Annotated in this window: 29 protein-coding genes; 7 read left to right on the top strand and 22 right to left on the bottom strand. The window is 36.2% G+C overall.

Features of this window, described 5'->3' with window-relative positions:
- Positions 1 to 104: 104 nt before the first annotated feature.
- Positions 105 to 884 (bottom strand): hypothetical protein, encoded by a 780-nt coding sequence (locus tag F4V44_RS17280; protein WP_150441257.1) that lies wholly within the window; start codon positions 882 to 884, stop codon positions 105 to 107.
- A gap of 134 nt (positions 885 to 1,018) precedes the next feature.
- Positions 1,019 to 1,342, bottom strand: coding sequence for a DUF4870 domain-containing protein (locus tag F4V44_RS17275; protein WP_150441256.1), 324 nt, complete (start codon positions 1,340 to 1,342; stop codon positions 1,019 to 1,021).
- 237 nt (positions 1,343 to 1,579) lie between these two features.
- Here F4V44_RS17275 and F4V44_RS17270 point away from each other — a divergent pair, with 237 nt between their 5' ends.
- The 4 genes from F4V44_RS17270 (at position 1,580) to F4V44_RS17255 (ending at position 4,590) form a co-directional block, all read left to right on the top strand.
- Complete coding sequence (locus F4V44_RS17270; protein WP_150441374.1) at positions 1,580 to 2,359, top strand: undecaprenyl-diphosphate phosphatase; 780 nt, start codon at positions 1,580 to 1,582, stop codon at positions 2,357 to 2,359.
- A 449-nt stretch (positions 2,360 to 2,808) separates the two neighbouring features.
- On the top strand, positions 2,809 to 3,360 hold the full coding sequence (locus tag F4V44_RS17265; RefSeq protein WP_150441255.1) for a GNAT family N-acetyltransferase: 552 nt from the start codon (positions 2,809 to 2,811) through the stop codon (positions 3,358 to 3,360).
- A gap of 151 nt (positions 3,361 to 3,511) precedes the next feature.
- Positions 3,512 to 4,060: an Hsp20/alpha crystallin family protein gene (locus F4V44_RS17260; RefSeq protein WP_150441254.1), complete on the top strand. Its 549-nt coding sequence runs from the start codon at positions 3,512 to 3,514 to the stop codon at positions 4,058 to 4,060.
- Between the two features lie 53 nt (positions 4,061 to 4,113).
- Positions 4,114 to 4,590 carry an Hsp20/alpha crystallin family protein gene (locus F4V44_RS17255; protein ID WP_150441253.1) on the top strand — a complete coding sequence of 159 codons (477 nt, stop codon included), beginning with the start codon at positions 4,114 to 4,116 and terminating at the stop codon, positions 4,588 to 4,590.
- A 55-nt stretch (positions 4,591 to 4,645) separates the two neighbouring features.
- Here the strand turns inward: F4V44_RS17255 and F4V44_RS17250 are convergent, their stop codons facing one another.
- Genes F4V44_RS17250 through F4V44_RS17235 form a run of 4 tightly spaced genes read right to left on the bottom strand, consistent with a single transcriptional unit; the run spans position 4,646 to position 8,171 of the window.
- Positions 4,646 to 5,086, bottom strand: coding sequence for a FixH family protein (locus F4V44_RS17250; protein ID WP_317978340.1), 441 nt, complete (start codon positions 5,084 to 5,086; stop codon positions 4,646 to 4,648).
- Positions 5,087 to 5,120: 34 nt separating this feature from the next.
- On the bottom strand, positions 5,121 to 6,530 hold the full coding sequence (locus F4V44_RS17245) for a sensor histidine kinase (RefSeq protein WP_150441252.1): 1,410 nt from the start codon (positions 6,528 to 6,530) through the stop codon (positions 5,121 to 5,123).
- On the bottom strand, positions 6,527 to 7,207 hold the full coding sequence (locus F4V44_RS17240) for a response regulator transcription factor (RefSeq protein ID WP_150441251.1): 681 nt from the start codon (positions 7,205 to 7,207) through the stop codon (positions 6,527 to 6,529). The genes F4V44_RS17245 and F4V44_RS17240 overlap by 4 nt, the downstream gene beginning before the upstream one ends.
- Positions 7,208 to 7,211: 4 nt before the next feature.
- Positions 7,212 to 8,171 (bottom strand): YncE family protein, encoded by a 960-nt coding sequence (locus tag F4V44_RS17235; protein WP_223881943.1) that lies wholly within the window; start codon positions 8,169 to 8,171, stop codon positions 7,212 to 7,214.
- Positions 8,172 to 8,360: 189 nt separating this feature from the next.
- On the opposite strand from F4V44_RS17235, the gene F4V44_RS17230 reads away from it, so the two are divergent.
- Positions 8,361 to 8,603, top strand: a complete 243-nt coding sequence (locus F4V44_RS17230; protein ID WP_150441250.1) for a DNA alkylation repair protein — start codon at positions 8,361 to 8,363, stop codon at positions 8,601 to 8,603.
- A gap of 110 nt (positions 8,604 to 8,713) precedes the next feature.
- Here F4V44_RS17230 and F4V44_RS17225 read toward each other — a convergent pair whose 3' ends face one another.
- From F4V44_RS17225 to deoD, 5 genes are all read right to left on the bottom strand, one after another.
- On the bottom strand, positions 8,714 to 9,622 hold the full coding sequence (locus tag F4V44_RS17225) for a CobW family GTP-binding protein (RefSeq protein WP_150441249.1): 909 nt from the start codon (positions 9,620 to 9,622) through the stop codon (positions 8,714 to 8,716).
- Between the two features lie 77 nt (positions 9,623 to 9,699).
- Positions 9,700 to 11,109 (bottom strand): lmo1851 family serine protease, encoded by a 1,410-nt coding sequence (locus F4V44_RS17220; protein ID WP_150441248.1) that lies wholly within the window; start codon positions 11,107 to 11,109, stop codon positions 9,700 to 9,702.
- Positions 11,110 to 11,330: 221 nt separating this feature from the next.
- The gene (locus F4V44_RS17215) at positions 11,331 to 12,134 is read right to left on the bottom strand and encodes a M15 family metallopeptidase (protein WP_150441247.1); all 804 of its coding nucleotides are present in this window, start codon (positions 12,132 to 12,134) and stop codon (positions 11,331 to 11,333) included.
- 166 nt (positions 12,135 to 12,300) lie between these two features.
- A complete protein-coding gene (locus F4V44_RS17210; RefSeq protein WP_150441246.1) occupies positions 12,301 to 12,549 on the bottom strand; it encodes a hypothetical protein in 249 nt (82 codons plus the stop codon).
- Positions 12,550 to 12,794: 245 nt separating this feature from the next.
- A complete protein-coding gene (gene deoD / locus F4V44_RS17205; protein WP_150441245.1) occupies positions 12,795 to 13,496 on the bottom strand; it encodes a purine-nucleoside phosphorylase in 702 nt (233 codons plus the stop codon).
- A 147-nt stretch (positions 13,497 to 13,643) separates the two neighbouring features.
- Between deoD and F4V44_RS28180 the strand changes: the two genes are divergently transcribed.
- Positions 13,644 to 13,778 (top strand): hypothetical protein, encoded by a 135-nt coding sequence (locus F4V44_RS28180; RefSeq protein ID WP_263406667.1) that lies wholly within the window; start codon positions 13,644 to 13,646, stop codon positions 13,776 to 13,778.
- Between the two features lie 66 nt (positions 13,779 to 13,844).
- On the opposite strand, the gene F4V44_RS17200 is transcribed toward F4V44_RS28180, so the two are convergent.
- From F4V44_RS17200 to F4V44_RS17180, 5 genes are all read right to left on the bottom strand, one after another.
- On the bottom strand, positions 13,845 to 14,153 hold the full coding sequence (locus tag F4V44_RS17200) for a YodL domain-containing protein (RefSeq protein WP_150441244.1): 309 nt from the start codon (positions 14,151 to 14,153) through the stop codon (positions 13,845 to 13,847).
- A gap of 169 nt (positions 14,154 to 14,322) precedes the next feature.
- Positions 14,323 to 15,093 (bottom strand): sporulation protein, encoded by a 771-nt coding sequence (locus F4V44_RS17195; RefSeq protein ID WP_150441243.1) that lies wholly within the window; start codon positions 15,091 to 15,093, stop codon positions 14,323 to 14,325.
- 46 nt (positions 15,094 to 15,139) lie between these two features.
- A complete protein-coding gene (locus F4V44_RS17190; protein ID WP_150441242.1) occupies positions 15,140 to 15,934 on the bottom strand; it encodes a serine/threonine protein kinase in 795 nt (264 codons plus the stop codon).
- A 40-nt stretch (positions 15,935 to 15,974) separates the two neighbouring features.
- Positions 15,975 to 16,154, bottom strand: coding sequence for a hypothetical protein (locus F4V44_RS17185; protein ID WP_150441241.1), 180 nt, complete (start codon positions 16,152 to 16,154; stop codon positions 15,975 to 15,977).
- A 208-nt stretch (positions 16,155 to 16,362) separates the two neighbouring features.
- On the bottom strand, positions 16,363 to 16,536 hold the full coding sequence (locus F4V44_RS17180; protein ID WP_150441240.1) for a YozD family protein: 174 nt from the start codon (positions 16,534 to 16,536) through the stop codon (positions 16,363 to 16,365).
- Positions 16,537 to 16,679: 143 nt separating this feature from the next.
- Between F4V44_RS17180 and F4V44_RS27445 the strand changes: the two genes are divergently transcribed.
- Positions 16,680 to 16,853, top strand: coding sequence for a hypothetical protein (locus F4V44_RS27445; protein ID WP_191090748.1), 174 nt, complete (start codon positions 16,680 to 16,682; stop codon positions 16,851 to 16,853).
- A gap of 9 nt (positions 16,854 to 16,862) precedes the next feature.
- Here F4V44_RS27445 and F4V44_RS17175 read toward each other — a convergent pair whose 3' ends face one another.
- From F4V44_RS17175 to ablB, 6 genes are all read right to left on the bottom strand, one after another.
- Entirely contained in the window at positions 16,863 to 17,546 is a 684-nt protein-coding gene (locus F4V44_RS17175) for a hypothetical protein (RefSeq protein WP_150441239.1), read from the bottom strand.
- A gap of 120 nt (positions 17,547 to 17,666) precedes the next feature.
- Positions 17,667 to 17,888, bottom strand: coding sequence for a YozE family protein (locus F4V44_RS17170; protein WP_150441238.1), 222 nt, complete (start codon positions 17,886 to 17,888; stop codon positions 17,667 to 17,669).
- Between the two features lie 210 nt (positions 17,889 to 18,098).
- Positions 18,099 to 18,374 (bottom strand): YokU family protein, encoded by a 276-nt coding sequence (locus F4V44_RS17165; RefSeq protein WP_150441371.1) that lies wholly within the window; start codon positions 18,372 to 18,374, stop codon positions 18,099 to 18,101.
- 1 nt (position 18,375) lies between these two features.
- The gene (gene kamA, locus F4V44_RS17160; RefSeq protein WP_150441237.1) at positions 18,376 to 19,785 is read right to left on the bottom strand and encodes a lysine 2,3-aminomutase; all 1,410 of its coding nucleotides are present in this window, start codon (positions 19,783 to 19,785) and stop codon (positions 18,376 to 18,378) included.
- A 179-nt stretch (positions 19,786 to 19,964) separates the two neighbouring features.
- Positions 19,965 to 21,359 (bottom strand): sigma-54 interaction domain-containing protein, encoded by a 1,395-nt coding sequence (locus F4V44_RS17155; RefSeq protein WP_150441236.1) that lies wholly within the window; start codon positions 21,357 to 21,359, stop codon positions 19,965 to 19,967.
- A gap of 85 nt (positions 21,360 to 21,444) precedes the next feature.
- Complete coding sequence (gene ablB / locus F4V44_RS17150; RefSeq protein ID WP_150441235.1) at positions 21,445 to 22,293, bottom strand: putative beta-lysine N-acetyltransferase; 849 nt, start codon at positions 22,291 to 22,293, stop codon at positions 21,445 to 21,447.
- Positions 22,294 to 22,303 lie beyond the last annotated feature (10 nt).

Here is a 22,303-nt window from a genome sequence, read left to right as displayed (position 1 = left end):
ATCATAGTTCGAATTATGAGACAATAAGTAACCATCATAAATAAATACTATTGTTAAACTTTTGTGTCTAAAGATGCATTTTCCCTATATATAATGACGAATATTCAGTGATTGCCATATTTATATAGGGTAATAAAAAGTGAAAACAACTGAATGCTTTCGCTTTCTGACAAATCCTCTTTCATCGATAGAATCGGAGTATTTGCATCAACAAATCGCTGTCCCCATTCTAATGGCATCCAGCCTGTTTGGACTTTCACCAATTGAGTACCATCTGAAGTAATAAAAGAATAATCTTGTAAGCTGTTATTATTAACAAGCACGCTCTTTGTTTCAAAGAAAAATTCTTTCTTTTTTCCATTTTTCGTTTTGTAAATGGCAGCCATTTCTTGATGATTTGGAGAAATAATGAGTATTCTGTCTTTTAAATCGTGATAAAAAGCAATGGGCCTATCTAGATCGTCATAAAGAACATATTTTTTCATTAATAATTTATCAATAAAATTAGGAAGAAACCAACGAATAAACAAAAATGATTCATCTCTGATTTCTCCTGCCTTCATTCCATTTGGTGTAAAAAAAATCATTCTTAACGAAGGTGCCGGCATAAACGTAATCAGTAACTTTTTTTCAAATATATTTGCTCTCGACGGTTCGTTGTTCAATGGAGAAAGTTTGACTTCCTTTGCGCGATTTTGATGTATTAAAAATTTTTGATAGCAAAAAAAACTATAAATAAGGAATGGAATGACTAAAATACTAAGCTGAAAGTTTTGTGCAATGAAATAGGCATAGATAAGTAATGCAATAGATGGGATGAATGCAGCGAGACTTGCATTTAATGAGGCTTGAGCTGATTGCTGATAAAATTGTTGGATATTCATTTTAGTACTCCTTGTCCAATTTAAACCTTGAATGGGAAACCCGCTATTAATAGTCTATTTTTCGTTCCCTCAAATTATGAAAACTAAATAAACATAAAAAAACTGCCTACAATCAGGCAGTTTTTTTATGTTTATTATCGAATGATCCTGAAAACTAGCGGAATGCTGTATGTTTCTCCCTCGTATGCCTTTACAGCTGCAATGATGGTAAATACAAATACATATGCACCAACAATCCAGATGGTTAACATTCCAATTAAGACAATCATGAGAATAATACTAACAACTGTATAAACGGAATATGAAATTAAAAAATTAAAATACTCCTTTCCATGATAATCAATAAAAGCTGAATCATCCTTTTTAATTAACCAAATAATGAGCGGCCCAATAAAAATGGTAAAAAAACTTACGACGTACAGCACTGCAGCTAGTACTCTTTCTTCCTGTGATGGCATATTCCATCTTCCCCTTTCACTGCTATATTATTTGCATTTGCATCAGTTAAGTCCATATGACAAGGTTTCAATTAGTTCCCAACTATATTACGTTTGCTAACTTGAAAGGATTCATATTTTTCCAATTCAATAGTCTTAATTGTTCTTGTTTTAATGAACATGAATATATTTGTGGTAGACAACCATATCTTTGCTTATTGGTAAAGAAAGAAATGAACTGAGGGTGATAAATGCATGATGTCTAAAATAGAGGCTTTTATTCTAGGAATTATTCAAGGGTTAACCGAGTTTTTACCTATTTCAAGTACAGGACATTTATACTTGGGGAGACATCTTTTTGGACTTGATGAAGCAGGACTTTTCCTCGACACGATGCTTCATGTCGGAACGTTTTTAGCCGTTCTTGTTGTTTATAAGAATGAGCTGATTCAAATCCTGAAAAAGCCGTTTGGCCGCCTTTCTATGCTGTTAGTAATAGGAACGATACCCGCAGTTATTGTCGGTCTCTTATTTAATGATTTATTTGACTCCATTTCAGAATCAGGTGTGACGATTGGCTGGGAATTTTTATTTACCGGCTTTATTCTTTGGATGGCTGATGGTGTAAAAAAAGGAAGCAAGAAGATGGAACAAATAAGCTATAAGGATGCTTTATTCATCGGGACTTTTCAAGCCGCTGCTATCTTTCCTGCCGTATCTAGATCAGGATTGACCATTGCAGCAGGATTATTCAGAAAACTCGACCGTGAAACAGCTGCCTGGTTTTCCTTTTTATTATCTATTCCGGCAATCGCAGGCGGCATCGTGTTTCAGTTTGGTGAACTGGCATCGGGACACGTTGAGGCCATTTCTTTCAGCTCATTATTAGTAGCGACACTGGCATCTGCATTATTCGGCTATGCTGCCATCGTTTGGATGATTCGTTATTTGCAAAAAAACTCATTAAAAGGATTTGCCATTTATGTATGGCTTTTAGGTTTTATTGTACTAGCTTTGCAACTCATTGGAATTTTTTGATTTCTTGCCTATTCACTCTATTGGATCATGCTGCATATCCTATTGATTGACAGTTATTTCGCTTTTTTAGTAAATGAATGAATTACTGTCAAAAATTGTCCATAAACTTTAAAAATTATTTACAAAAACATCATTTTCTTTTTTTATTTTTTTATGTAAAATACGAATAGATATGTTACTTATTCTATTTTGTTTTAGTCATTCTTTATTAAAAAGGAGACGATTTTAGCAAACATCTGTAACGATTTTGCTTATGCTTACTTTCAGTCATAAAACATTATATTGTGTTAAAGGTAATTGGGAAGGCAAATGGTGCGCCACCAGTCATACTGGTTCTAGTGGGTTCGATTCCCACCCCGAAATTTTTTAGTAAGATCATAAAAAATTTCGAGGGTGGGCTGTACTCTTTGTCATGGAGTAAATCTGCCCTCAATTTGGAGGGATTATCCATGTTGAAGAAACGCGAACTACACGAATGCCATGAACTATATGACTTGATGTCACACCCTGATGTCTTCCCTTTCGTGCGCCATAAAGCCACCTCATATGAAGAATTTTTATTTATTACAAAGCAAACCATTGAAGCTGAAGAGCGAGGCGAATTAATATCAAGAACCATTCTTGATGATTGGGGCTCTCCAATTGGAACAATCAGCTTATATGATATACAGGAAAATGCTGGATTCTTAGGGACATGGCTCGGCAAGCCTTATCACGGAAAAGGATATAACCAACGAGCAAAAGCTGCTTTCTTTGAAGAACTGTTTTATGAATTAAATATCGAAACAGTCTTTATGCGCATCCGCACTGAAAATATCCGCTCTCAAAAAGCCGCTGAAAAACTTCCCTACACTGTCAATGCCCAAGAATCCCGCAAATCCCTTTTCGAGCAATTAAACTCAAATGGAAATACGTTCAAATTATTTGAAATTCCAAAGGATTTATATACATTACACACAATGAGACATACTATCGAGGATACGCACAGATTGGAAGCATAAAACAAACCAATAGTTACGCTATTCATTCTTCTGGGACATTGACATAAAAAGCGGCTTGACCTATTTAAGGTCAGCTGCTTTTTCACGTATAAAGACTTTTTAACTGTCTGATAAATTCTGCATAGTATATCTTTAGTTAGATGTAATGTAAATGTTAACTTTTTTCAAGCTAATAAAAAAATTCAACACAAAAGAAAGAAGGAGGATTCCCATGTTTCCATGGAACTTTTTTCCTTTTGATAAAGAACTTCAGTCAAAAGTTAAAAATATGAACCCTGAAGAGGTTAATCACTTTGTACAAAATATGCTTGGAAAGGTATTTCAGACCCCTTTCCCAAATAATGGTAGTACACAAGATATAATGAAATATTTTGATGCATTTCCCCATACCCAAGATGAAGGATCGGCATCAAGAAATTCTGCCATTGAATATTCTTTATTTGAAACCCATGATTATATTTTTGTAAGAATTAAGCTTACTTCTGAAGACTGGTTGACAAAACTAAAACTTTCTCATACATCCCATTTGCTTCTACTTGAAAATATCCCAGAAACTGGAAATAAACACTCAATTCCGCTGCCCTCGCTAGTGAAGAAAAAGGGAACAACTGCCCACTTTAAAGATGAAACACTCGAAGTAAAAATCCCAAAAGACATTGATACACATTTCTCTGAAATAAACGTAACAGAAATTCTATAAAACTTTTACAGCAATGAAGAATTAATAGCTTGATTTAAAAAGGAGTGAACTTAATGAATCCAGATAACCTTAGACATTGGTTTGCTTTAACACAGCAATTTCAACAAGAGCAATTCTGGAAGCAAGCGCTTAATCCAGACGTGCTTGCAAAAGAAGGAAGAAAAAACTTTGAAAACAATTTACTAAAGACGAGGGATACGTTCCCATTATGCGACCTTTATCAAAAAGAACACCTTTTATTTCTTGAGATAGAACTTCCCGGCTTAACAACAGAAGATATCAAAGTTTCATTTGAGCAGGGGAAAGTTATTATCAAAGGGCACTATCACACACTGAAAACAGGCAGTAATTATTTTCTAAAAGAAAGAATGAGCAAAGCATTTATCAAAGAAATTGCCATGCCCTTCCCTATTATAGAATCATTGATTCGTCATACCTTTAGTAATGGTCTTTTCACATTAATTTTACCCATTCAAGAAGATGATGAAGAGGAAATCCAGATTGAAATTGAAAAAGAAATAAATAACTAAAAAGAACAGACTCCCTACAAGAGACTGTTCCTTTTTCTTTTCTTCCTATTTTTATTTATTCCATAATCGTTGAAGTGCTGCTTTCCTCTGGATTGCTTGGTGTTCCAATTATGAATTCTTTCTTAGGCATATTATGCATATTTTCAGCTGTAACATGAGAATATACATAATACGTTCCTTCAACTGCAAACTTTTTTTCTAGTCTAAATACACCATTTCCTACATGCTCTGGTATAATTCTTTCATGGTTTTCATCATTAGCAAGCCAAATCTCAAATTCAATTGAATCAGGATTGGTTACTTCTTTATCTCCATAGGTTACCTTTGCTTCAAACGTAATCGGCTCATTTACGTTCCCCTGCTCAGGGTTAACGGTAAGCTGAACATCAAGAAACTCTGGAACCACTTCCTTACTTTCCTTATTTCCTGAACAAGCTGTAAGAAAAACCAGCATCATAACGAATAAAGCAGGGTATTTCAATTTCATAGTCATCATTATTACTCCAATCGCAAATGATTACAAACTTTATTTATTCTTCTATATTTTCAAGAATAGGCAGGTAGATATCCACCTTTGTCCCTTTACCTTCCTCACTGCTGATTTCAACATGTCCTCCATGCAGAATAACCAGTTTATCAACGATGGCAAGTCCCAGTCCAGTTCCCCCATCAGAGCGGGTTCTTCCTTTATTTACACGATAAAACCGTTGCTTAATTTTACTAATATCTTCAGCTGGGATGCCCTTCCCCGTATCTTGAATACGAATGATACAATATTTTCCTAATAGTATTAATTCAATGCTTATACTGCCTTTTTCTGTATATCTTAGTGCATTGTCCATTACATTTAGTAATATTTGTTCAATCCGTCCTTCATCACCGTTAATAATGACGTCTGGATCTAAATGAAGCTGAAATTCTAGTCCTTTTTCTTTTATAGCATGAACATACTTTAATGTGGCTTCTTCAATAACCTGAGCCAATGGCAAAGGCATTTTCTCAAGCTGGTATTCATCCTTATCAAGCTTAGTCAAATCAAGCAGATCACCAACTAAGCGCTCCATTCTGCCTGCTTCCCTGTGTATGAGGTGCAAATAGTGCTTTTCGTCCTTTTTGTCCTGTACAAGACCTGAAAGTAGCGCATCACTATACCCTTTCACATAGCTGATTGGTGTTCGGAGTTCATGTGATACATTAGCAAGAAACTCCTTTTTTCGTTCATCTTCCTTCTGAATCGACTCTGCCATATAATTAAAGGCTTCAGCTAATTCACCTATTTCATCCTTTGACTGGACGGTAAGTCTCGTTGAGTAATTCCCTTTAGAAACCTGATTTGCTGCCTGTTTCATCTCCAAGAGTGGATTCGTTAATTTTTGAATGACTTTTATCCCGACGAATAGAGCAATGACGAAAAATAATAGAGCTGAAATGAACCAAAGATGAGCAAACTCTTTTGTCAGCTCAGAAATTTTTGCAAGTGGCATATACATATAAATAATGCCTTGCAGTCTTTCTCCGTCCAATAAGGGAATAATGACCGAAATAATCTTGCGGTCAAATCTTTCTTCATAGCCAATCTTTTCAATCGGTTTTCCAGCCAGTAATTGCGCTCTTTCCTCCCCTCCGATTAGCGCATCGGTATCCATTTCAAAAGGTAAACAAGCGCTTAATTCCTTGGGATTATTTACAACAAACACTTCAGCTTCAGATTTTGAATTATACCACTCTATTTTATTTTTCCATTCATCAGTTAAGCTTCCCCCGTTGTAATCACTTGCCAATCGCTTTCCTTCTTCAAATAGGAAGTCTTCAATATTTTCAACATATAATTTTTCATAAAAAAAGTAGGATAGGAAATAGGAATACATAATAGTGATTAGTATGGCGGCGGATATAGAAATCCATAATTTCTTCGCCAAACTGTGAGAAATCCTTTTCATGCTTCTCGAACCTCAAATTTGTACCCTATTCCCCATACCGTTTGAATATAATCAATCTGTCCAAGTTTCATACGAAGTGTTTTAATATGTGTGTCTACTGTACGCAAACTGCCGATGTAGTCAATCCCCCAGATTTTTTCTAATAGCTGTTCTCTGCTTAAAGCCTGATGCTGATGTTCGATTAAAAATAACAACAATTCATATTCTTTTAATGTTAAGGGAACAACCCTGTCATCTACCATTACAGTCCTAGCAAGCTGATTAATGATAATATTTCCTATTTTCTGCAAATATTCCTGATGACGGTGTTGATTATAGCGGCGTAATACAGCTTGAATTCTTGCTACCATTTCACCAGGGCTGAATGGTTTAACAATATAATCATCACCGCCTAATTGAAAAGCACGAACTTTATCCCATTCTTCACCCTTTGCAGAAAGAAAAATAATGGGAATATCATAGTTTTCACGAATTTTTTGACATACTTGAAAACCGTTTTCCTCAGACATCATAATATCAAGCAATATTAAATCAATTTTCTCTGCTTGAAGTATCTTGTATGCAGCCGCTCCCCCATCTGCCTGTATACATTCAAAACCTGAATTTTCAAGATACATTTGTGTTAAGTGACGCATGTCTTCTTCATCATCAACCATTAATATACGATATTTCATCATCTTGTTATCTCTCCCTTACAATCAGTTGAAAGGGGCCTTGTCCCACATTAACCTTTTGTTCAATTGCTAGGTTGATAGGATTAATAAAATAAATCGCATCACTATCATAGCCCGCAATAATTATATCATTATCGTATACAACTATTTCAAAAGGATTTGCACCAATTTGAATGGATTGTACCCGCTCACCGGTTTTAGTTAATTTATATAACATATTCGATCCGTGACTGAGAACAAATAAATGGTTCTCCCATTCTTCGAAGTTTATCGGCATCATCGGAGTATAATAGGTATTAGTTAAATTCCCGGTTGTTATATCATAAACATGTATATTCGACTCTACATTTGTTCCTTGCCCATGACCGCCTATCCATAGCTCATTTTTTTCCTCTATTAATACGGCTCCCGCAGCATTCGAATGAATTTGAAAACCCTCCTGTTTGACTTTTTCCTTTAAGTTAATAATCGTCAATACTTCATCACTTGTATTTAAGACAAAGAGCTTATTTTCACCTTCCAAAATCGTATAAGGCTTTGCTTTTGTCGAAATGGAGGTAAGTTCTTCTCCCTTTAGCGAAAAAAAACGAGCCAGATTCCGTTGCTGATCTGCAAAAACAATTTCTTTCCCACTCGTTACAAGTGCATTGACAATCCCTGTACCTGTCTCCCAACTAGTAAGGTAAGAACCGGAAGACAAGGAGTAAAGATCAACTGTTTCTAACTGATGACCATAAAGTAGCAAAGTGTCTCCGTCGGGAAACAATATCCCACCCGAATAAGCTTTTTCCATTTTCCATTGCAGAAATCTATCTCTCTCAGCTGCATCTATAAAGGAAATAGTTGAATCTTTAATATTAATCGTCATAATTAAATCTTTGTCAACCGGTATAGGTATATAATCTTCTTTTGAACAGGCTGCTAGAAGAAGTAACAGGATGATGAAGAGTTTAACTACCTTTTTCATGCATTGCTCCTGACTTTATTTTATCCTAGCATTATAACCCTGACTTGTGAGAAAACTGTGAAATTTCTCTTAATGATTATGACTGTTCATCTAATTCTTCGATAATATAACTTCCTACTCATATTTTTACATAAATAAAATACTATTGGCAAAAAATAATTCTAATCATATTTGGAAAGGGAGATTCCTATGACAACACCATATCGCTGTCCAAATTGTAAAACAAATAAAAGCCGTTTTAACTTAATTAGACAAGTACCGCAATCAGTAAAAATGGACCCTAATACAGGCAGTATAGTAGAGGAATATTCAAGTGAAAGTTTACAAGCCTTTCATATGCCTTATCGTGGACCTGAGTTAAGAGTACAGTGTGCTGCCTGTGGATTAATTGAAGATGAAAGAACCTTTGTAAAGTTCGGTGAAATGAAATAAGTCATTCCGTTCCCTGCCTTCATAATAAAACAGGTGAAAAAGCCTTAAACAGTTCGTTAAACACACTGTTCAGGCTTTCTCCCGTTATTACTTTCCATGATTAGACTGCCCTATTTTTGTTCCATTTCCAAAAGCTGTGCACTAAGAATGTTCCAGTTCACTTTCTCACCGATAAACACGAGATTTAATGTCATATTCATATATTCTTTCATATACAAAGGCGTGCCGTATGAATACTGAAAAAGATATGGATAATTGTTTTCAGAAAACTTTACATAGCCCTTTATTCGATAAATGGTGTCTGGCATTGCCTTTAAAAAGCTTTCAAAGTCTTTCTGACTAATATGCCGTTTAAAATGGTACACAAACGTTCGTAAATGTAAATCAACCTGGACATGATGCTGGGGCTCTTTTGGATAACCCATCTTTCGCACTTCTCCCATTGGGACCTTTGAAAAAGTTGTTAATACACAAAAAGCATGCTGATTAAACATAGTCATTTCCATACTAATCGTAGCTTGTTCTTCTTCACTCAACGTATCTGTTTTATTCACTAGCAATAGATTCGCATGCTTGACTTGCTCTATTAGCAACTGCTGGATTTGCGGGCTCAATTTTTTTCGGTCAAGCCAGCGTTTACTATCCACGGTGGTAATAATTCCTTTAAAATCAATTTTTTCCCCGAATAAAGGTGACACAACCGCATCAATCACTTCAACGGGGTGAGCTGCACCAGTAGCTTCTATATAAATGACCTCGGGACTATACTCCATTAATAACCCTTGAAGCTGAGCCTCAAGCTTGTCAGAAATGGTACAGCAAATGCATCCGTCTAACAATTCTTTTAATGGCACATCTTCGTTTACCGCATCAGAATCAATTGAAACACTGCCGAGCTCATTCATTAATACTGCTATTTTACGTCCTTCATTTTTTTCCTGCTGTAACAGATATTTTAATAAGGTGGTCTTTCCGCTCCCAAGAAAACCAGATAAAAGGTAGACCTCTGTTTTATTCATATTGAACCTCCATTTTTTTCGAAAAATAACGATCTCCAAAACCCGCAAAAAACTCTCCGTTTGGAGAGTTTTTTTGGTTATTCTGCTATTTTCCCTTTTAATACTTCAATCGCTTTTAATATCTGTGTATCATTTGCTTTAATTTGTTCGCGAAGACCTTCCATTAGTGCGGTTGTTGAACTTCCCGATAAAATACCGGTTGCTTCAATGCTTTTTGCTGCTTGGAAATTCTTCACGGCTTCCTCTGTTTTTTCATCAAAGAAACCATCTTCTCTGCCTGGATCAAAACCAAGAGCCTTAAGCATTTGCTGGGCTGTTTTTACCTCAGAAGAAGAAGAGGAAAGTTTAAGCTCTGATTCTGGATTCAGCAAGGTTAACGATGCATAATCAGGTAATGCCACTTCCTCATCAGGTTTAATTCCTTTCTTGTGAATCCAATTGCCTTTCGGCGTTAACCATTTTTCAGTAGTAAATTTCAAATTAGATCCATCTGTGAAATCCTGTGCCTTTTGAACAGTTCCTTTTCCAAAGCTCTTTTCACCAACAAGTGTTGCGTTGCCTGATTCTTTAACAGCAGCAGCCAGTATTTCAGATGCACTTGCACTTCCTTTATCAATGACTACCACTAAAGGAACTTCTGGGCTATCCTTGACTTTTGATGATTTCATTTCCTGTCTATTGCCATTGCGATCCTCTACCTGCACAACAACCTCATTATCAGGCAAAAATAAACTCGAAATCGCAATAGCTTGGTCTAATAACCCGCCCGGATTTTGTCTTAAATCAAGGATTAATCCTTTCATCCCTTGATTTTTCATATCATTTAAGGTGTTAACCAGTTCTTTAGCTGTATTTTTTGAAAAGGTTGTAATCTGAACTTTTGCAATCCCATCTTCAAGCATTTCTCCGTAAACCGTTTCAATTGGTATCGTATCTCTTACAATCGGCACTTCTATTCGCTCTTCCACACCAGGACGTTGAATCGATAATTTAACCGTTGTTCCCTTTTCTCCGCGAATCAAAAGAACAGCTTCTGTCGCACTCATGCCTTGAATGCTTTTTCCGTCAACACTAAGCACTTTATCATTTGGTTTTAATCCAGCTTTTTCCGCTGGAGAGTCTTTTATCGGGGAAACAATCGTAATGTAACCATCCTGTTCTTGAATTTCTGCACCTATGCCTTCAAAAGATGACGAGATACTATCGTGAAATCCTTTGGCTTCTTCTGAATCCATATAATCTGAATAGGGGTCATCTAGCGATTCTACCATCCCATCAATAGCACCATTAATCATTTTTTCCTGATCTACTTCTTCATAATAATTATTCTTTAACGTATCAAATGCTGCAAACAGTTTATCAAACTCACCCCGATCAGCAGCAACGGTTACAGCCTTTTCATCTCCAAAAGCTAATGCAACCGTTGTAATACCTGCTGAGAGAAAGACAACAAAAAACAGCAGCATGATAAAATGAAATCTCTTCATGCGAATAAACCCCGGTTTATGTTCCTGAGTTTCTTTGTTTACATTTTTATTTTCCAACCAAGCTCACCACTTTCATGATTCAAACTAACAAAAAATAGGGATAATTCATTCCTTCCTTTTTAGAATAACATTTTTATGATGATTTTAACAAAAAAAATGAACAATCTTAAAAAGCGACGGCGTCTACCATACTGTATCATTATTTCTCATGACAGCATTCCTTATATTTTCTTCACTTTATTAAAATATTCTTCTAATGTTAAATCATTTTCATATATTTCTGTTGCGGCTTTTACACCTACATATCGGTAATGCCATGACTCATATTTATATCCTGTAATATTCTCTTTTCCTTTTGGATAACGAAGAATAAAACCAAATCGATGAGCATTTTTCTGCAGCCATTTCCCTTCTAGAGTTCTACCAAATTGTTCTGACAAAGCAAATTGTGCACTTTCACTAGAGATATCCATTGAAAGACCTGTTTGATGTTCACTAAATCCCGGTACTGCGACAGCCTGAACGGCAAGTTCTTCGCCTACTCTGCTCACTTCTGCATTATATACTTGCTGCTGCCTGTCATACGAACGATAGCCGGATACAGCAAAAAGTTGGATACCATTGTTCATCGCATCACTAAACATCTTTTCTAACGCGTCTGCTGCTTCTTTTCTCATATAACTCTTCTCAATATCTTGATCACCAAATGAAAAAGCTACGTTTGGCCGGACCAAATCATCTGGTGCATAAAAATCCGGCAGGGCAAATTCCTTATTAACAAGAACCATAGTATTAGTCGGGTTCTGAATCATATTTTTTCCATTTACTACCGCTATTTCATTAAAATAGACAGACTCTAGAACAAAGTCATTTTCAGATGCACCGGATTCTGTCAGTGTGATGTCTTTTTCACCTTTGCTAGGATTATGTTCTTCCTGCTGAACTGATTCCTTTTCGAAAAACGAAACTCCATTACAGCCCGCAAGAAGAACAAGACTTCCTATCGCTACTGCTAATTTCCTCATGATAACCACCTATCTCTAAAAAAACTTCAACACCTATTCTAACATTTTTCGACATAAATACGAGATTTAATTCATGAACCTGCAAAAGAATGGTAACGAATACCTACAACAATCAAAAAAAGAGCCCTAGTTAGGACTCTTTTTCTTGTTTTTTATATTCTAAATATCAATTAAATTCGCCATCCTGATATTTATTTAACAAATAACTTCGAACTTTATGCCTGCATGTAGGAGATAATGATGATCTTTGAGGATGTATTAAATCCCCAAATGGCATACCATCCAAAAATTTTACTTCCCCTTCAAATTTTTGCCCTGACTCTGCGTCGTAACCATTCACTTTCACGAAAACGGTGTTAAAACCAGTGCTTTTAAAATCAATTATACTCACAATGTGATGATATTTTTCGTGCATTTTTTCCTCCTTATGTTGTGATAAATACATCAAAAGCTGTTAAGAAAAAAATGTCAAGCCACTTAAACATAAAAAGAGCCCTGAAAAAGACTCTTTTTTAGCTATATTTTTTATTTATCGCAGTTTCTAAGGAAGCCATTGTCTTAACTAAAGAAGGATATTCTTTAAATTCATCGGCTGTATTTTTAAAACCCATTCAACTAATTTATAAGCATATTTCAAAAACAACCAATCATTTTGATTAATTATTTGACAACTGCATCAAGAGCTACCTCAATCATATCATTGAAGGTTGTCTGTCTTTCTTCTGCGGTCGTCACTTCTCCTGTAATAATATGATCACTAACAGTTAATATAGAAAGTGCTTTACGATTGAATTTAGCCGCTAACGTGTATAGAGCAGCCGTTTCCATTTCAAGAGCAAGAATTTGGTATGCAGCCCATTTTTCAAAGTCTGAATTATCATTATAAAATAAATCTTCCGTTAAAACATTTCCCACTCTCAAATGTAAACCTTTCTCTACGCCAGTATCATAGGCTTTTTTCAATAGTTCAAAATTGGCTGTCGCGGCATAATCAACTCCGCCAAAGGTAATTCGGTTCATTTGAGAATCCGTTGAAGCACTCATTGCAATGATAACATCGCGAACTTTTACATCCTTTTGAATTGCACCGCACGTTCCGACTCGAATTAAGTTTTGAACATGATAATCCTTCATCAGTTCTGTAATATAAATGGAAATAGATGGTACTCCCATCCCCGTTCCCTGAACAGATATCCGTTTTCCTTTATAAGTTCCTGTGTAGCCAAACATGTTACGCACGTCATTGTACTTTTCAGCTCCCTCTAAAAAGGTTTCAGCAATGTATTTCGCCCTTAACGGATCACCAGGTAAAAGGACCGTCTCAGCAATTTGATTTTCTTTTGCTCCAATATGTATACTCACAAAAATAACCTCCAAATTCTATTTCTTCCATACTATACCATATTTAACCAAATACTTTCATCTGCATGAAGAGGAAGGGTACAGTCAATACTATTATTTGTAACAACTTCTTAACCATACATTCAAATAGTCATTCAGGAGGATATTATGGGTAAAAAACATCGTAATCGAATTAATTCACCGAAGAAAAATAACCATATCCCGCCAGAAGCTATAATCGCTGAGCAAGAAGCACACGGCAAAGAAAATACAGCAACAGGCGGTAGAAAAAATAATCAATAATAAGTAAGATAGAGCAATCTATACAAAAAAGTGAGGGGAATATCAAATCCCCCTCACTGATAATTATTAACAAACATGAATTCGGTTAACCTCTACCCATCCACCCGGCTTTAATTGATAATAAAATTGACCTTTTCTCCCTTCATCAATAAAGCAAATATCACCAGTACCAATAAAACGACCTTCGAAGTCATTAGGAATTCTGTCGGTTATATTAAAGCGAGAAAACACTTCATTTAAACAATCATCATGTGATGTTCCTTCTATTTGCAGTCTGTATACCTGCTGATAGCCTTTTTTCTGTCTAAATATGGGTGTTTGAAAAATTGTTACATCGTATTCTTTTTTTCTGGTTCGTAATAGTTCCAGCAACATTCGTATCCCCCCCACATACTTTTCTATATACTTATAATAGTTTTTTATTATAAGTATTAGAGAAAAGACCCGTCAATTCCTTCAAAGAATTTCTTCTATTTTTGTCGATTGCTGTTTTTTTATTAACAAAACAAAAAGATGGCATCTTACGCACCATCTTTTGTACGAATTAAGAATATTTTTGCAAGAGAGAACGTAAACTTTGCGGCAATGTTGCTAAATCACCTGTCGAAACAGATAAGCGGACATTTGTTTCATCCATTTCTAACGCTTCAGCAAGAAAGCCGCCTAATCCTCGTGCTTTACGATCAACTTGGAAATACAAATCGGCTGTATTATTCGATGTAGGAAGAAAGACTAGCTCAAGCTCATCTAAACGGCCTCGAAAGACCCCAGACGTTGGAACAAACTCAAACTCCTGTACAAATGGAGCTTTTCCGCGCAAGTGATAAGGCGCCTGCTCGCATTCTACTTCGCGTAATCGAAAACCTAATGATGTAATACTATTTAACACACCGTCCAATAATGCACTGGGCTTAACATTTAGATAATCTTTATCAGACGGGTCTACCGCATTCTTTATATCAAGTCCGGTTGCTACCCACACCTTCGCTTTTCCCATGGACACCGGAGTTTCTAACGGCAAACGGAATGAGAATGGAATTTCACGCGTTTCCTTAGCAGTAACTGTAAAACCCGAGGCTAAACGAATACGTTCAATAGCTGCTGTTACATAGTATTTTTTATCATCTGATTCTTTACTATATTGCGTATTAACAGAAAGATAAATGTCATCAATTTGCTGCTCGACATTACCCCCGCGAATCTCCACTACCCCTTTGATTTCTTCACCAGGAAATACACGATCTTTTTCAAGCTTTGTATCAACAGTTGCCGCACCAATTCCAACGCTTGCTAACACTTTATTAAAAAATGACATCTTATTTCCCCACTTTCTAAAACTCATATTATTGAAATCTTTATCCCTAAGCTTTCATAATTTGTAAAAAATCCTTTGCAATTTCACCGCATGATTGATAGGAATCATCAATGGCCAATAATTTTCGAATAACTCCTTTTGCTTGGAAAGATAAACTTAGTTCCTCTTCCCAGCTTTTTTCACGTTGTTTCTCCTTTACTTCATATGTTGAATATAGAAGAAACAATAGAAAATGACCGAGAGCATAAAAATCACTAACAGGAGAAATCGCTCTTTTTATATAATCAAGATGAACTTGCGGCAGTTGTTTCCTGTCAAATCTCCGAGCAAGTCCAAAATCAATTAACCTCAAGCAATTTTGATCAAGCATAACATTTGGAATCCGAATATCTCGGTGAACAATCCCCTGATGATGCAGCCATTCAATCATCTGTAACAGTTCATAGCCAATTTGAAAAGCTTCTATTTCAGAATAAGTCATTCCTTCTTCAAAAATCAATTGCTCAAATGTCTTGCCGTTGACATATTCCATTGTAAAAAAAGGTTTACCGTTATATTCTCCTTTTTCAAAGAACTGTGGAAAATACGGCTGGTTGATTTCCTTAAGCAGCTTCTGTTCATACTCGAAGGCTGTTCTACCTGATTTATTTAATCGTCTGTGCAGTCGTAAAAATTTCAATACTGCCTCTTTCTGTTTGATTGAATCATAGACCAGATAGCTGGTCCCATAGCTCCCTCTTCCCAAAAATCGAACGATTTCATAACGAGAATCAATGACCAAGCCGTTTGGTAAATTTTTTTCGATAATATTTGCCGTAAATAGTAAAGCAGCTTTTAACATGGAATACTCTTCCTTTTAGCTTGCCCTGCTTGACTGACCATTAACTGCTGAAAAAACCGCTCATACTAGAGAAAAAGCTGCTTTTACGACTTTTTTTATAATACCCATGTCCCATATGTGAGTGACGGCGATGACTATGCCGTCTATTGGCACCACTTGAACTTGAGTATTTTCGGTGTGATGATTGATTCAAAATCGATTTTAGTATCTTTTTTAACATAATATTTCCTCCTTCAAAATCATCTGTCTATTATACGATAAAACGAAGCATTAAGTTTCAACTATTCATGAAAAAGGACAAAAATGACGAAATACATGCTCGTCATTTTTGTCCTTTATCTATTCTCATGTTATTCAAAAAACCTGTTAAAAGTACCGTTAATCAGATGAATCGGTTCTTTTTATGGTTTCATTCATTATTCAGGTTTTTAATCCTCATTTATTTCTTCATCTATAATACATTTTTCTAAAAGATAATCAAAAGTGATATCAGCGAGGTCATCTAATTCTTCATCTGAAGGAACATAGCCTCTTTTCAATAATTCCTGATAGAAAAACTCAGCAATTTCATCCGTATCAATTATGACCTCAATTTCTTTCACAGCGTCGCCCCCTTTATAAAAAATATATGAACCTATGAATATGGATATACCGAAAACGAAATATATTTCACCAAAGATGATCAGTTATTTTTCACGAGGACAAGCATATATTTAAATTACAGGAAAACAATTTTGGAGGGGGAATGATGGTGAAGATTACCCAAATGATTGAGTTCATAAAGGAAGATGTGAATAATGAAGAAAGTATAACGCTTACATTTTTTAACAAAGCACTTCAAACAGGTTTTCGGATAATTATGCTGCTAGGTATCCCATTCCTCTTTTATGTGCTGACATCATTTGGTAAGCTTCCATAATAAAATAGTTTAAGAAGTTTTTTTATCATCCATTGTTAACTTTTTTAATTCTTGAATAGCAGCACGCATAATTTGGAGATATTCTTCATCTTTAAACCATTCATATAGAAAGTGGTAATCATTATATATATCAAGTAAACGGTTAATTTGATCTGTTCGTTTATCTTCAACAGAAGAGGTATCCTTATTATCCAATGATAAAGTTGTCTCTTTCACATGCTGCCCATTTTGATTTTTTATAAAATATAAGAGTCCAAGCTTCTGAAGAAATTCCTCGGCATTTTCTTCATCAGCGAGGAGAATTAAGTCGGCCTCACCTGCTTCCAGCCATTCACCATCACTAATACGTGATAATTCATAGATAATATCTTCCCAAGAGCTATCCTTATAACGCCAAATTTCCGTACGGAAACCAACCACTTTATATAGGTCATATCCTTGTTCCTTTACTTGAACGATATCACCGATAAAAAATTTATATTCAATGTCAATATGTTCTTTTTCATATATCTCTCCATCGTATTCCGATAACAATTGCAGGCTTATTTCTTTATACAATTCTTCACTTTTATTTACTTCATATACATAAGTATCATCCAGCCATTGAACCTTTGTCACTTTACCGACTGTTCCATATATTGTTATCACGACTGTATCGCCGATTTGAAACTTAGATTTTCTTCTTCTTCCCATATCATCCCTCTCCTCATGGTCAAGCCGTTTAAGGTAGTTAACATAGTATATGCATGAGCAGTCGATATGGAAATAATCAGAATCACTTAATTTCCTTTCATTTTAAAAGAGGCTTAAAAATTAACCTTCATGAATCAAGTATAACTCCCAGGCTTCGTCAAACACTCTCATACTTGTTAAATAGGTCCCATTTAATTCAAGATAAGAACTTAGCTGATGATAGTTCGTATTGGTCTTTGGAAAACTGTGATCTTGATAAGCATGGTTGGCAAATAAACTAATCTCGTCTTTCGGTTCAGGATGGCGGTATTTCATTAAAAAATGATAAAAGGATTTGGCCATTCAATAAAAACCTCCCTTACGTATATCCTAATTGGTTCTTACTATAAAGGAAAAAGAACCGATTCGTCTACTCCTTTATAATAATTCTTTATAAAAAGCTTTGTTTATTAACAAGGTTGATTTATAGCTCATTTAAAGCTGTATGATTAGGAAGTGACAGCTTGTTGAAACAAAAAAGAGGGTTGAATTTTTTCAACCCCTTCCAGCTCTTCAAAAATCAAAATAATTCCGCTTCAAAAGCCTTTTCATTTTCATTAATTCATCAAATGTGGTTTGCCTCCCCAGCTGCTTCGTATCAATTAAAAACAACTGATCTTCTATATCCTTTACAATCTCATCACTTTGGAATAAAGCACGGCAATTATCGCAATAGAAGGATGGGGTTTCATTAATTTCAACCGCTCTTGTTCCATCAGGCAGTTCCCAATATACAGTATCCGTTACCTTTGAAAGCTTACCCACCTCGCACCATGGACAAATTTCCATGCTACTCATCTCCCTTTACCTCCGGTGTATTCTTTTTTTGCTGGGCTTGAAATTTCTTTTCTTTCAATTGATCTCTTTTTTCCCGCTTATCCTTTAAGGTTTGATGATTCGGGTTTTGTTGGTACTCTTTGCGGCGATTGAGACGTGAAAGACCTTCCGGGACAAGATTAAATTGACTTTCGTTCATTAAAGAAGCAATACCGGTGTTAGAGCGTTTTTCCTCCATATCAGGATAAATCTGTTTAAAATAATCCTCTGCTCTCCCTGGTACATAATTTTCCGGCTCTGGATAGGTCGTAATGACTCCTTCAAAGTTCCGAAGCACCACTTTATCAGCGCTCTGGGAAATTAAATAGTTTGGCTGTAAAGCAATCTTTCCTCCTCCTCCGGGAGCATCCACAACAAAAGTAGGGACTGCATAACCGCTTGTATGCCCCCGCAAACCTTCAATAATTTCCAGTCCTTTTGACACTGGGGCACGGAAATGACTGATTCCTTCTGATAAATCACATTGATAAATATAATAAGGTCTGACACGGATTTTGACGAGGTCATGCATTAATTTTTTCATAATCGGAACACTGTCATTTATTCCTGCAAGAATAACAGACTGATTTCCGACCGGAACTCCGGCATTTGCCAGCATTTCACATGCTCTTTTCGAGTCTTCCGTAATCTCTATTGAGGTATTAAAATGAGTATTTAACCAAACCGGGTGATATTTTTTTAATATTTGACATAAATTTTCTGTAATGCGCTGCGGAAAAACGACCGGTGCTCTTGTGCCAATTCGGATGATTTCAACATGGTCAATCGCACGGAGATTTTTTAATATATACTCTAAAATTTGGTCATTAATTAAAAGTCCGTCCCCGCCTGAAATCAAGACATCACGAACAGCCGGTGTGGAACGAATGTACTCAATAGCGGCATCCAACTGTTTTTTTGGAACCCCCATGCCGATTTGTCCTGAAAAGCGGCGGCGTGTACAGTAACGGCAGTACATGGAGCATTGATTGGTAACTAAAAACAGGACACGGTCCGGATACCTGTGTGTTAATCCAGGTACTGGTGAATCCTCATCTTCATAAAGCGGATCCTCCAAGTCATATTTTGTTTTATAGATTTCCTTTCCAACTGGTACAGATTGCATACGCACGGGACATCTAGGATCATCCGGATTCATTAGTGAAGCATAATATGGGGTGATATTTAATGGAATGGTTTTCGTGGAAATACGGACTCCTTCTTCTTCATCGGGTGTTAGATTGATGACCTTTTTTAAGTCTGCAAGAGTACGAATGGTGTTTGTTAACTGCCAAAGCCAATCATTCCATTGATCATCAGTCACATCCTTCCATAGCTCGATATTCTTCCAGTGTCGGTCTGGTTTATATAAAAACGGTTTCAAGTCAATTCCTCCTCATCACTTTTGCACATAAACGTAACCTACTCTATTTATATGCAATTTTCATGCCAATGCTCAAATGAGGAGAATTTCTTGTTTTCTCGTTCTTCGGAAGATTTACTTATCAAACATATGCCGAATCTTCGGCAGCTTAATCCTTTTGAAAAATATTCACTATCCAACTACCCCTTCTTTTTTAATTTATACTGAAGGGTCTGCCGCGGAATACAAAGCAGCTTTGCCGCTTTTTGAATATTCCCTTCACTACGTAACATGGCCTTTTCAATTAGATTTCGTTCATACCGCTCAAGATTTTCCCTTAATGACAGCTCGTTGATATCTGCCCCTAATAGCGAATCCTTATTTTTCTGTTTTAACATCATGGGCAGCTCTGTCTCAGTCAGGACTTTACCTTCACAAACATTCATCATATACTCGACAGCATTTTTTAACTCGCGTACATTTCCAGGCCAGGAATAGGACATAAATAAATTCCGTACTTTTTGATCAACCTCTGTTACATTTTTTTGCAATTCATCATTTTGAATAGTGATAAAATAATCCGTTAAAAAGGGAATATCCTCCTTACGTTCTCGGAGCGAAGGCAGCCTAACCATCAAAACATTCAAGCGATAAAAGAGATCCGGCCTAAGCATTCTCGATTCTAGCGCTTCGTTTGGCGAAATATTCATCGCTGCGACTACCCTGACATTCACCTGGTGGAGCTTTGTACTTCCAACCCTTCGAATGATTCCATCCTCAAGAACTCGTAATAGCTTTGCCTGCAGTTCAATTGGCATCGCATGAATTTCGTCAAGAAACAAGGTGCCCCCGTCTGCTAATTCAAATAACCCTGGCCTTTCAATTGCTCCCGTATAACTGCCTTTTGAGGTCCCAAACAACAAACCCTCGAGCAAGGCTTCTGGAATGGCAGCACAGTTCTGGACAATAAATGGACCGCGGTATCTGAATGAAGCCTGATGTACCCCATGAACAAAAAGTTCTTTTCCCGTTCCGCTTTCACCATAAACGAGAATAGGAGAATTCGACTTTGCTAATTTTTCTCCTTCATCTATGATACGAATAAACTCCGGGTTATTGCTTTTTAAGCTCGTAAACCGATAGGAAGCGCCACTCTTTGAAACTATTTTTCTCCCATCTTTTTGTTGAATTTTCTGGTGCAGATCAAGAAGCTTTTCCGACAGCCTTTTCAAACGAGAATAATCCTTGGCAATCTCAACCGCACCTACAAGCTCATCGTCGATAAATATGGGCAGAGTAGTATTAATCGTTTCAATTTTTTTACCATGAAGATTTACATAGCTTTGCTGCTGATTATAAATAGGTTCTTTTGTTAGGATGACCTTTAAGAGTGTACTTGAATGTCTCGAAAGCGACGGAAAAACCTCTAAAATAGATTTCCCAATCACCTCATCGACGCTCAACCCATCATGCGCTGCGGCAATCTCATTATAAAAGATGGTTTCACCTGATAAATTAACGGCATGAATCCCTTCATCGATTCCTTGTAAAATAGCTGACAGAATTTCCTTAGAGATTATATTTTCCTTTTTCAAATATTCTCACCGCCCCTTGATACTTATCCTATGAGCCTATGCCGAATACTTGTCAAAAGGGTGCCTAAATTTTAGCAGCTAGTATTCACCTAGAAAGATCCTTAACCCACATATTCATATTTTCTAGATTATCAAAAATAAAACAGTTATTGATTAATCTTCCCCTATACGAATAGCCAAGCTGATACAAAACCGCATTCATTCCGAACGATTGTGCCCGGGCAATAGAATAAGCACAGAAAACGCCTTGGTTCCTTAATTCCGCTTCTAATTTCTCTAATAAAAATTTCATGAGACCGAATTTGCGGTGAGTCGATAATGTCGCACAATCCGTAAGCTCCGCATTATCGTATTGAGTATTTATTTCTGCAGATGCAGCGCTTACTATTTGTCCTTCAAAGAAGAAGCCGAAATAAATGGTTCCTTGTTCGATTGTTTTCTTAATATATTCCGGATCATGAAGTGGAGTCGGATATATCCTAAATACCTCTTTATATAGTTTTGCCAGCTGCTCTGCATCACTTTCCACTATTTTACTCAATACATAGCCAGATGGGATAGGCTGTATCATTTTACTCCGTTCGAGTTTACTGACATTGGTAATAATGCCATCCTCCATCAGCCAATGGTCGCTTTTTTTACGATTAATTGTGAAGTATTTTGTAAAATAGTAGGCGTCTGAGCCACGGTAAAAGTGGTCAACCATCGCCTCACATTGAAAAGCATGTTCAATCAATAAGGAGAAATGTTCTTTTCTGCCAATAAATATTAGTTTTTCTGCCTTATGTTGATTAGACATCTCGATCGCTTTATCTATAATCTTATATACATCGCCGTGATAGTCTTCAATTCTCAATCGTTTATTATACAGATCAATGAATACATCCATATAATAATGTTCATTTGTTATCCTCTGCACATATGCTTCTTCCATTCTTATTCTT

Source organism: Niallia endozanthoxylica, assembly GCF_008710145.1.
Taxonomy (GTDB): domain Bacteria; phylum Bacillota; class Bacilli; order Bacillales; family Cytobacillaceae; genus Bacillus_BD; species Bacillus_BD endozanthoxylica.
Note: the sequence above shows the minus strand (reverse complement) of the source record. Positions and strands in the feature narration are given on the sequence as shown.

Excerpts from the sequence above, each read along its gene's own strand:
- F4V44_RS27445 (WP_191090748.1), top strand. The coding sequence starts at position 16,680 with ATGATGGTGAAGATTACCCAAATGATTGAGTTCATAAAGGAAGATGTG.
- F4V44_RS17265 (WP_150441255.1), top strand. The coding sequence starts at position 2,809 with ATGTTGAAGAAACGCGAACTACACGAATGCCATGAACTATATGACTTG.
- F4V44_RS17235 (WP_223881943.1), bottom strand. The coding sequence starts at position 8,171 with ATGAAAAAGGTAGTTAAACTCTTCATCATCCTGTTACTTCTTCTAGCA.
- F4V44_RS17230 (WP_150441250.1), top strand. The coding sequence starts at position 8,361 with ATGACAACACCATATCGCTGTCCAAATTGTAAAACAAATAAAAGCCGT.
- F4V44_RS17210 (WP_150441246.1), bottom strand. The coding sequence starts at position 12,549 with ATGCACGAAAAATATCATCACATTGTGAGTATAATTGATTTTAAAAGC.
- F4V44_RS17275 (WP_150441256.1), bottom strand. The coding sequence starts at position 1,342 with ATGCCATCACAGGAAGAAAGAGTACTAGCTGCAGTGCTGTACGTCGTA.
- F4V44_RS17270 (WP_150441374.1), top strand. The coding sequence starts at position 1,580 with ATGTCTAAAATAGAGGCTTTTATTCTAGGAATTATTCAAGGGTTAACC.
- F4V44_RS17280 (WP_150441257.1), bottom strand. The coding sequence starts at position 884 with ATGAATATCCAACAATTTTATCAGCAATCAGCTCAAGCCTCATTAAAT.
- F4V44_RS17165 (WP_150441371.1), bottom strand. The coding sequence starts at position 18,374 with ATGGAAATTTGTCCATGGTGCGAGGTGGGTAAGCTTTCAAAGGTAACG.
- F4V44_RS28180 (WP_263406667.1), top strand. The coding sequence starts at position 13,644 with ATGGGTAAAAAACATCGTAATCGAATTAATTCACCGAAGAAAAATAAC.
- F4V44_RS17240 (WP_150441251.1), bottom strand. The coding sequence starts at position 7,207 with ATGATGAAATATCGTATATTAATGGTTGATGATGAAGAAGACATGCGT.
- F4V44_RS17220 (WP_150441248.1), bottom strand. The coding sequence starts at position 11,109 with ATGAAGAGATTTCATTTTATCATGCTGCTGTTTTTTGTTGTCTTTCTC.
- F4V44_RS17215 (WP_150441247.1), bottom strand. The coding sequence starts at position 12,134 with ATGAGGAAATTAGCAGTAGCGATAGGAAGTCTTGTTCTTCTTGCGGGC.
- F4V44_RS17200 (WP_150441244.1), bottom strand. The coding sequence starts at position 14,153 with ATGTTGCTGGAACTATTACGAACCAGAAAAAAAGAATACGATGTAACA.
- F4V44_RS17175 (WP_150441239.1), bottom strand. The coding sequence starts at position 17,546 with ATGGGAAGAAGAAGAAAATCTAAGTTTCAAATCGGCGATACAGTCGTG.
- F4V44_RS17170 (WP_150441238.1), bottom strand. The coding sequence starts at position 17,888 with ATGGCCAAATCCTTTTATCATTTTTTAATGAAATACCGCCATCCTGAA.
- F4V44_RS17260 (WP_150441254.1), top strand. The coding sequence starts at position 3,512 with ATGTTAACTTTTTTCAAGCTAATAAAAAAATTCAACACAAAAGAAAGA.
- F4V44_RS17250 (WP_317978340.1), bottom strand. The coding sequence starts at position 5,086 with ATGATGACTATGAAATTGAAATACCCTGCTTTATTCGTTATGATGCTG.
- F4V44_RS17195 (WP_150441243.1), bottom strand. The coding sequence starts at position 15,093 with ATGTCATTTTTTAATAAAGTGTTAGCAAGCGTTGGAATTGGTGCGGCA.
- F4V44_RS17185 (WP_150441241.1), bottom strand. The coding sequence starts at position 16,154 with ATGTTAAAAAAGATACTAAAATCGATTTTGAATCAATCATCACACCGA.
- F4V44_RS17190 (WP_150441242.1), bottom strand. The coding sequence starts at position 15,934 with ATGTTAAAAGCTGCTTTACTATTTACGGCAAATATTATCGAAAAAAAT.
- F4V44_RS17245 (WP_150441252.1), bottom strand. The coding sequence starts at position 6,530 with ATGAAAAGGATTTCTCACAGTTTGGCGAAGAAATTATGGATTTCTATA.
- ablB (WP_150441235.1), bottom strand. The coding sequence starts at position 22,293 with ATGGAAGAAGCATATGTGCAGAGGATAACAAATGAACATTATTATATG.
- F4V44_RS17225 (WP_150441249.1), bottom strand. The coding sequence starts at position 9,622 with ATGAATAAAACAGAGGTCTACCTTTTATCTGGTTTTCTTGGGAGCGGA.
- F4V44_RS17255 (WP_150441253.1), top strand. The coding sequence starts at position 4,114 with ATGAATCCAGATAACCTTAGACATTGGTTTGCTTTAACACAGCAATTT.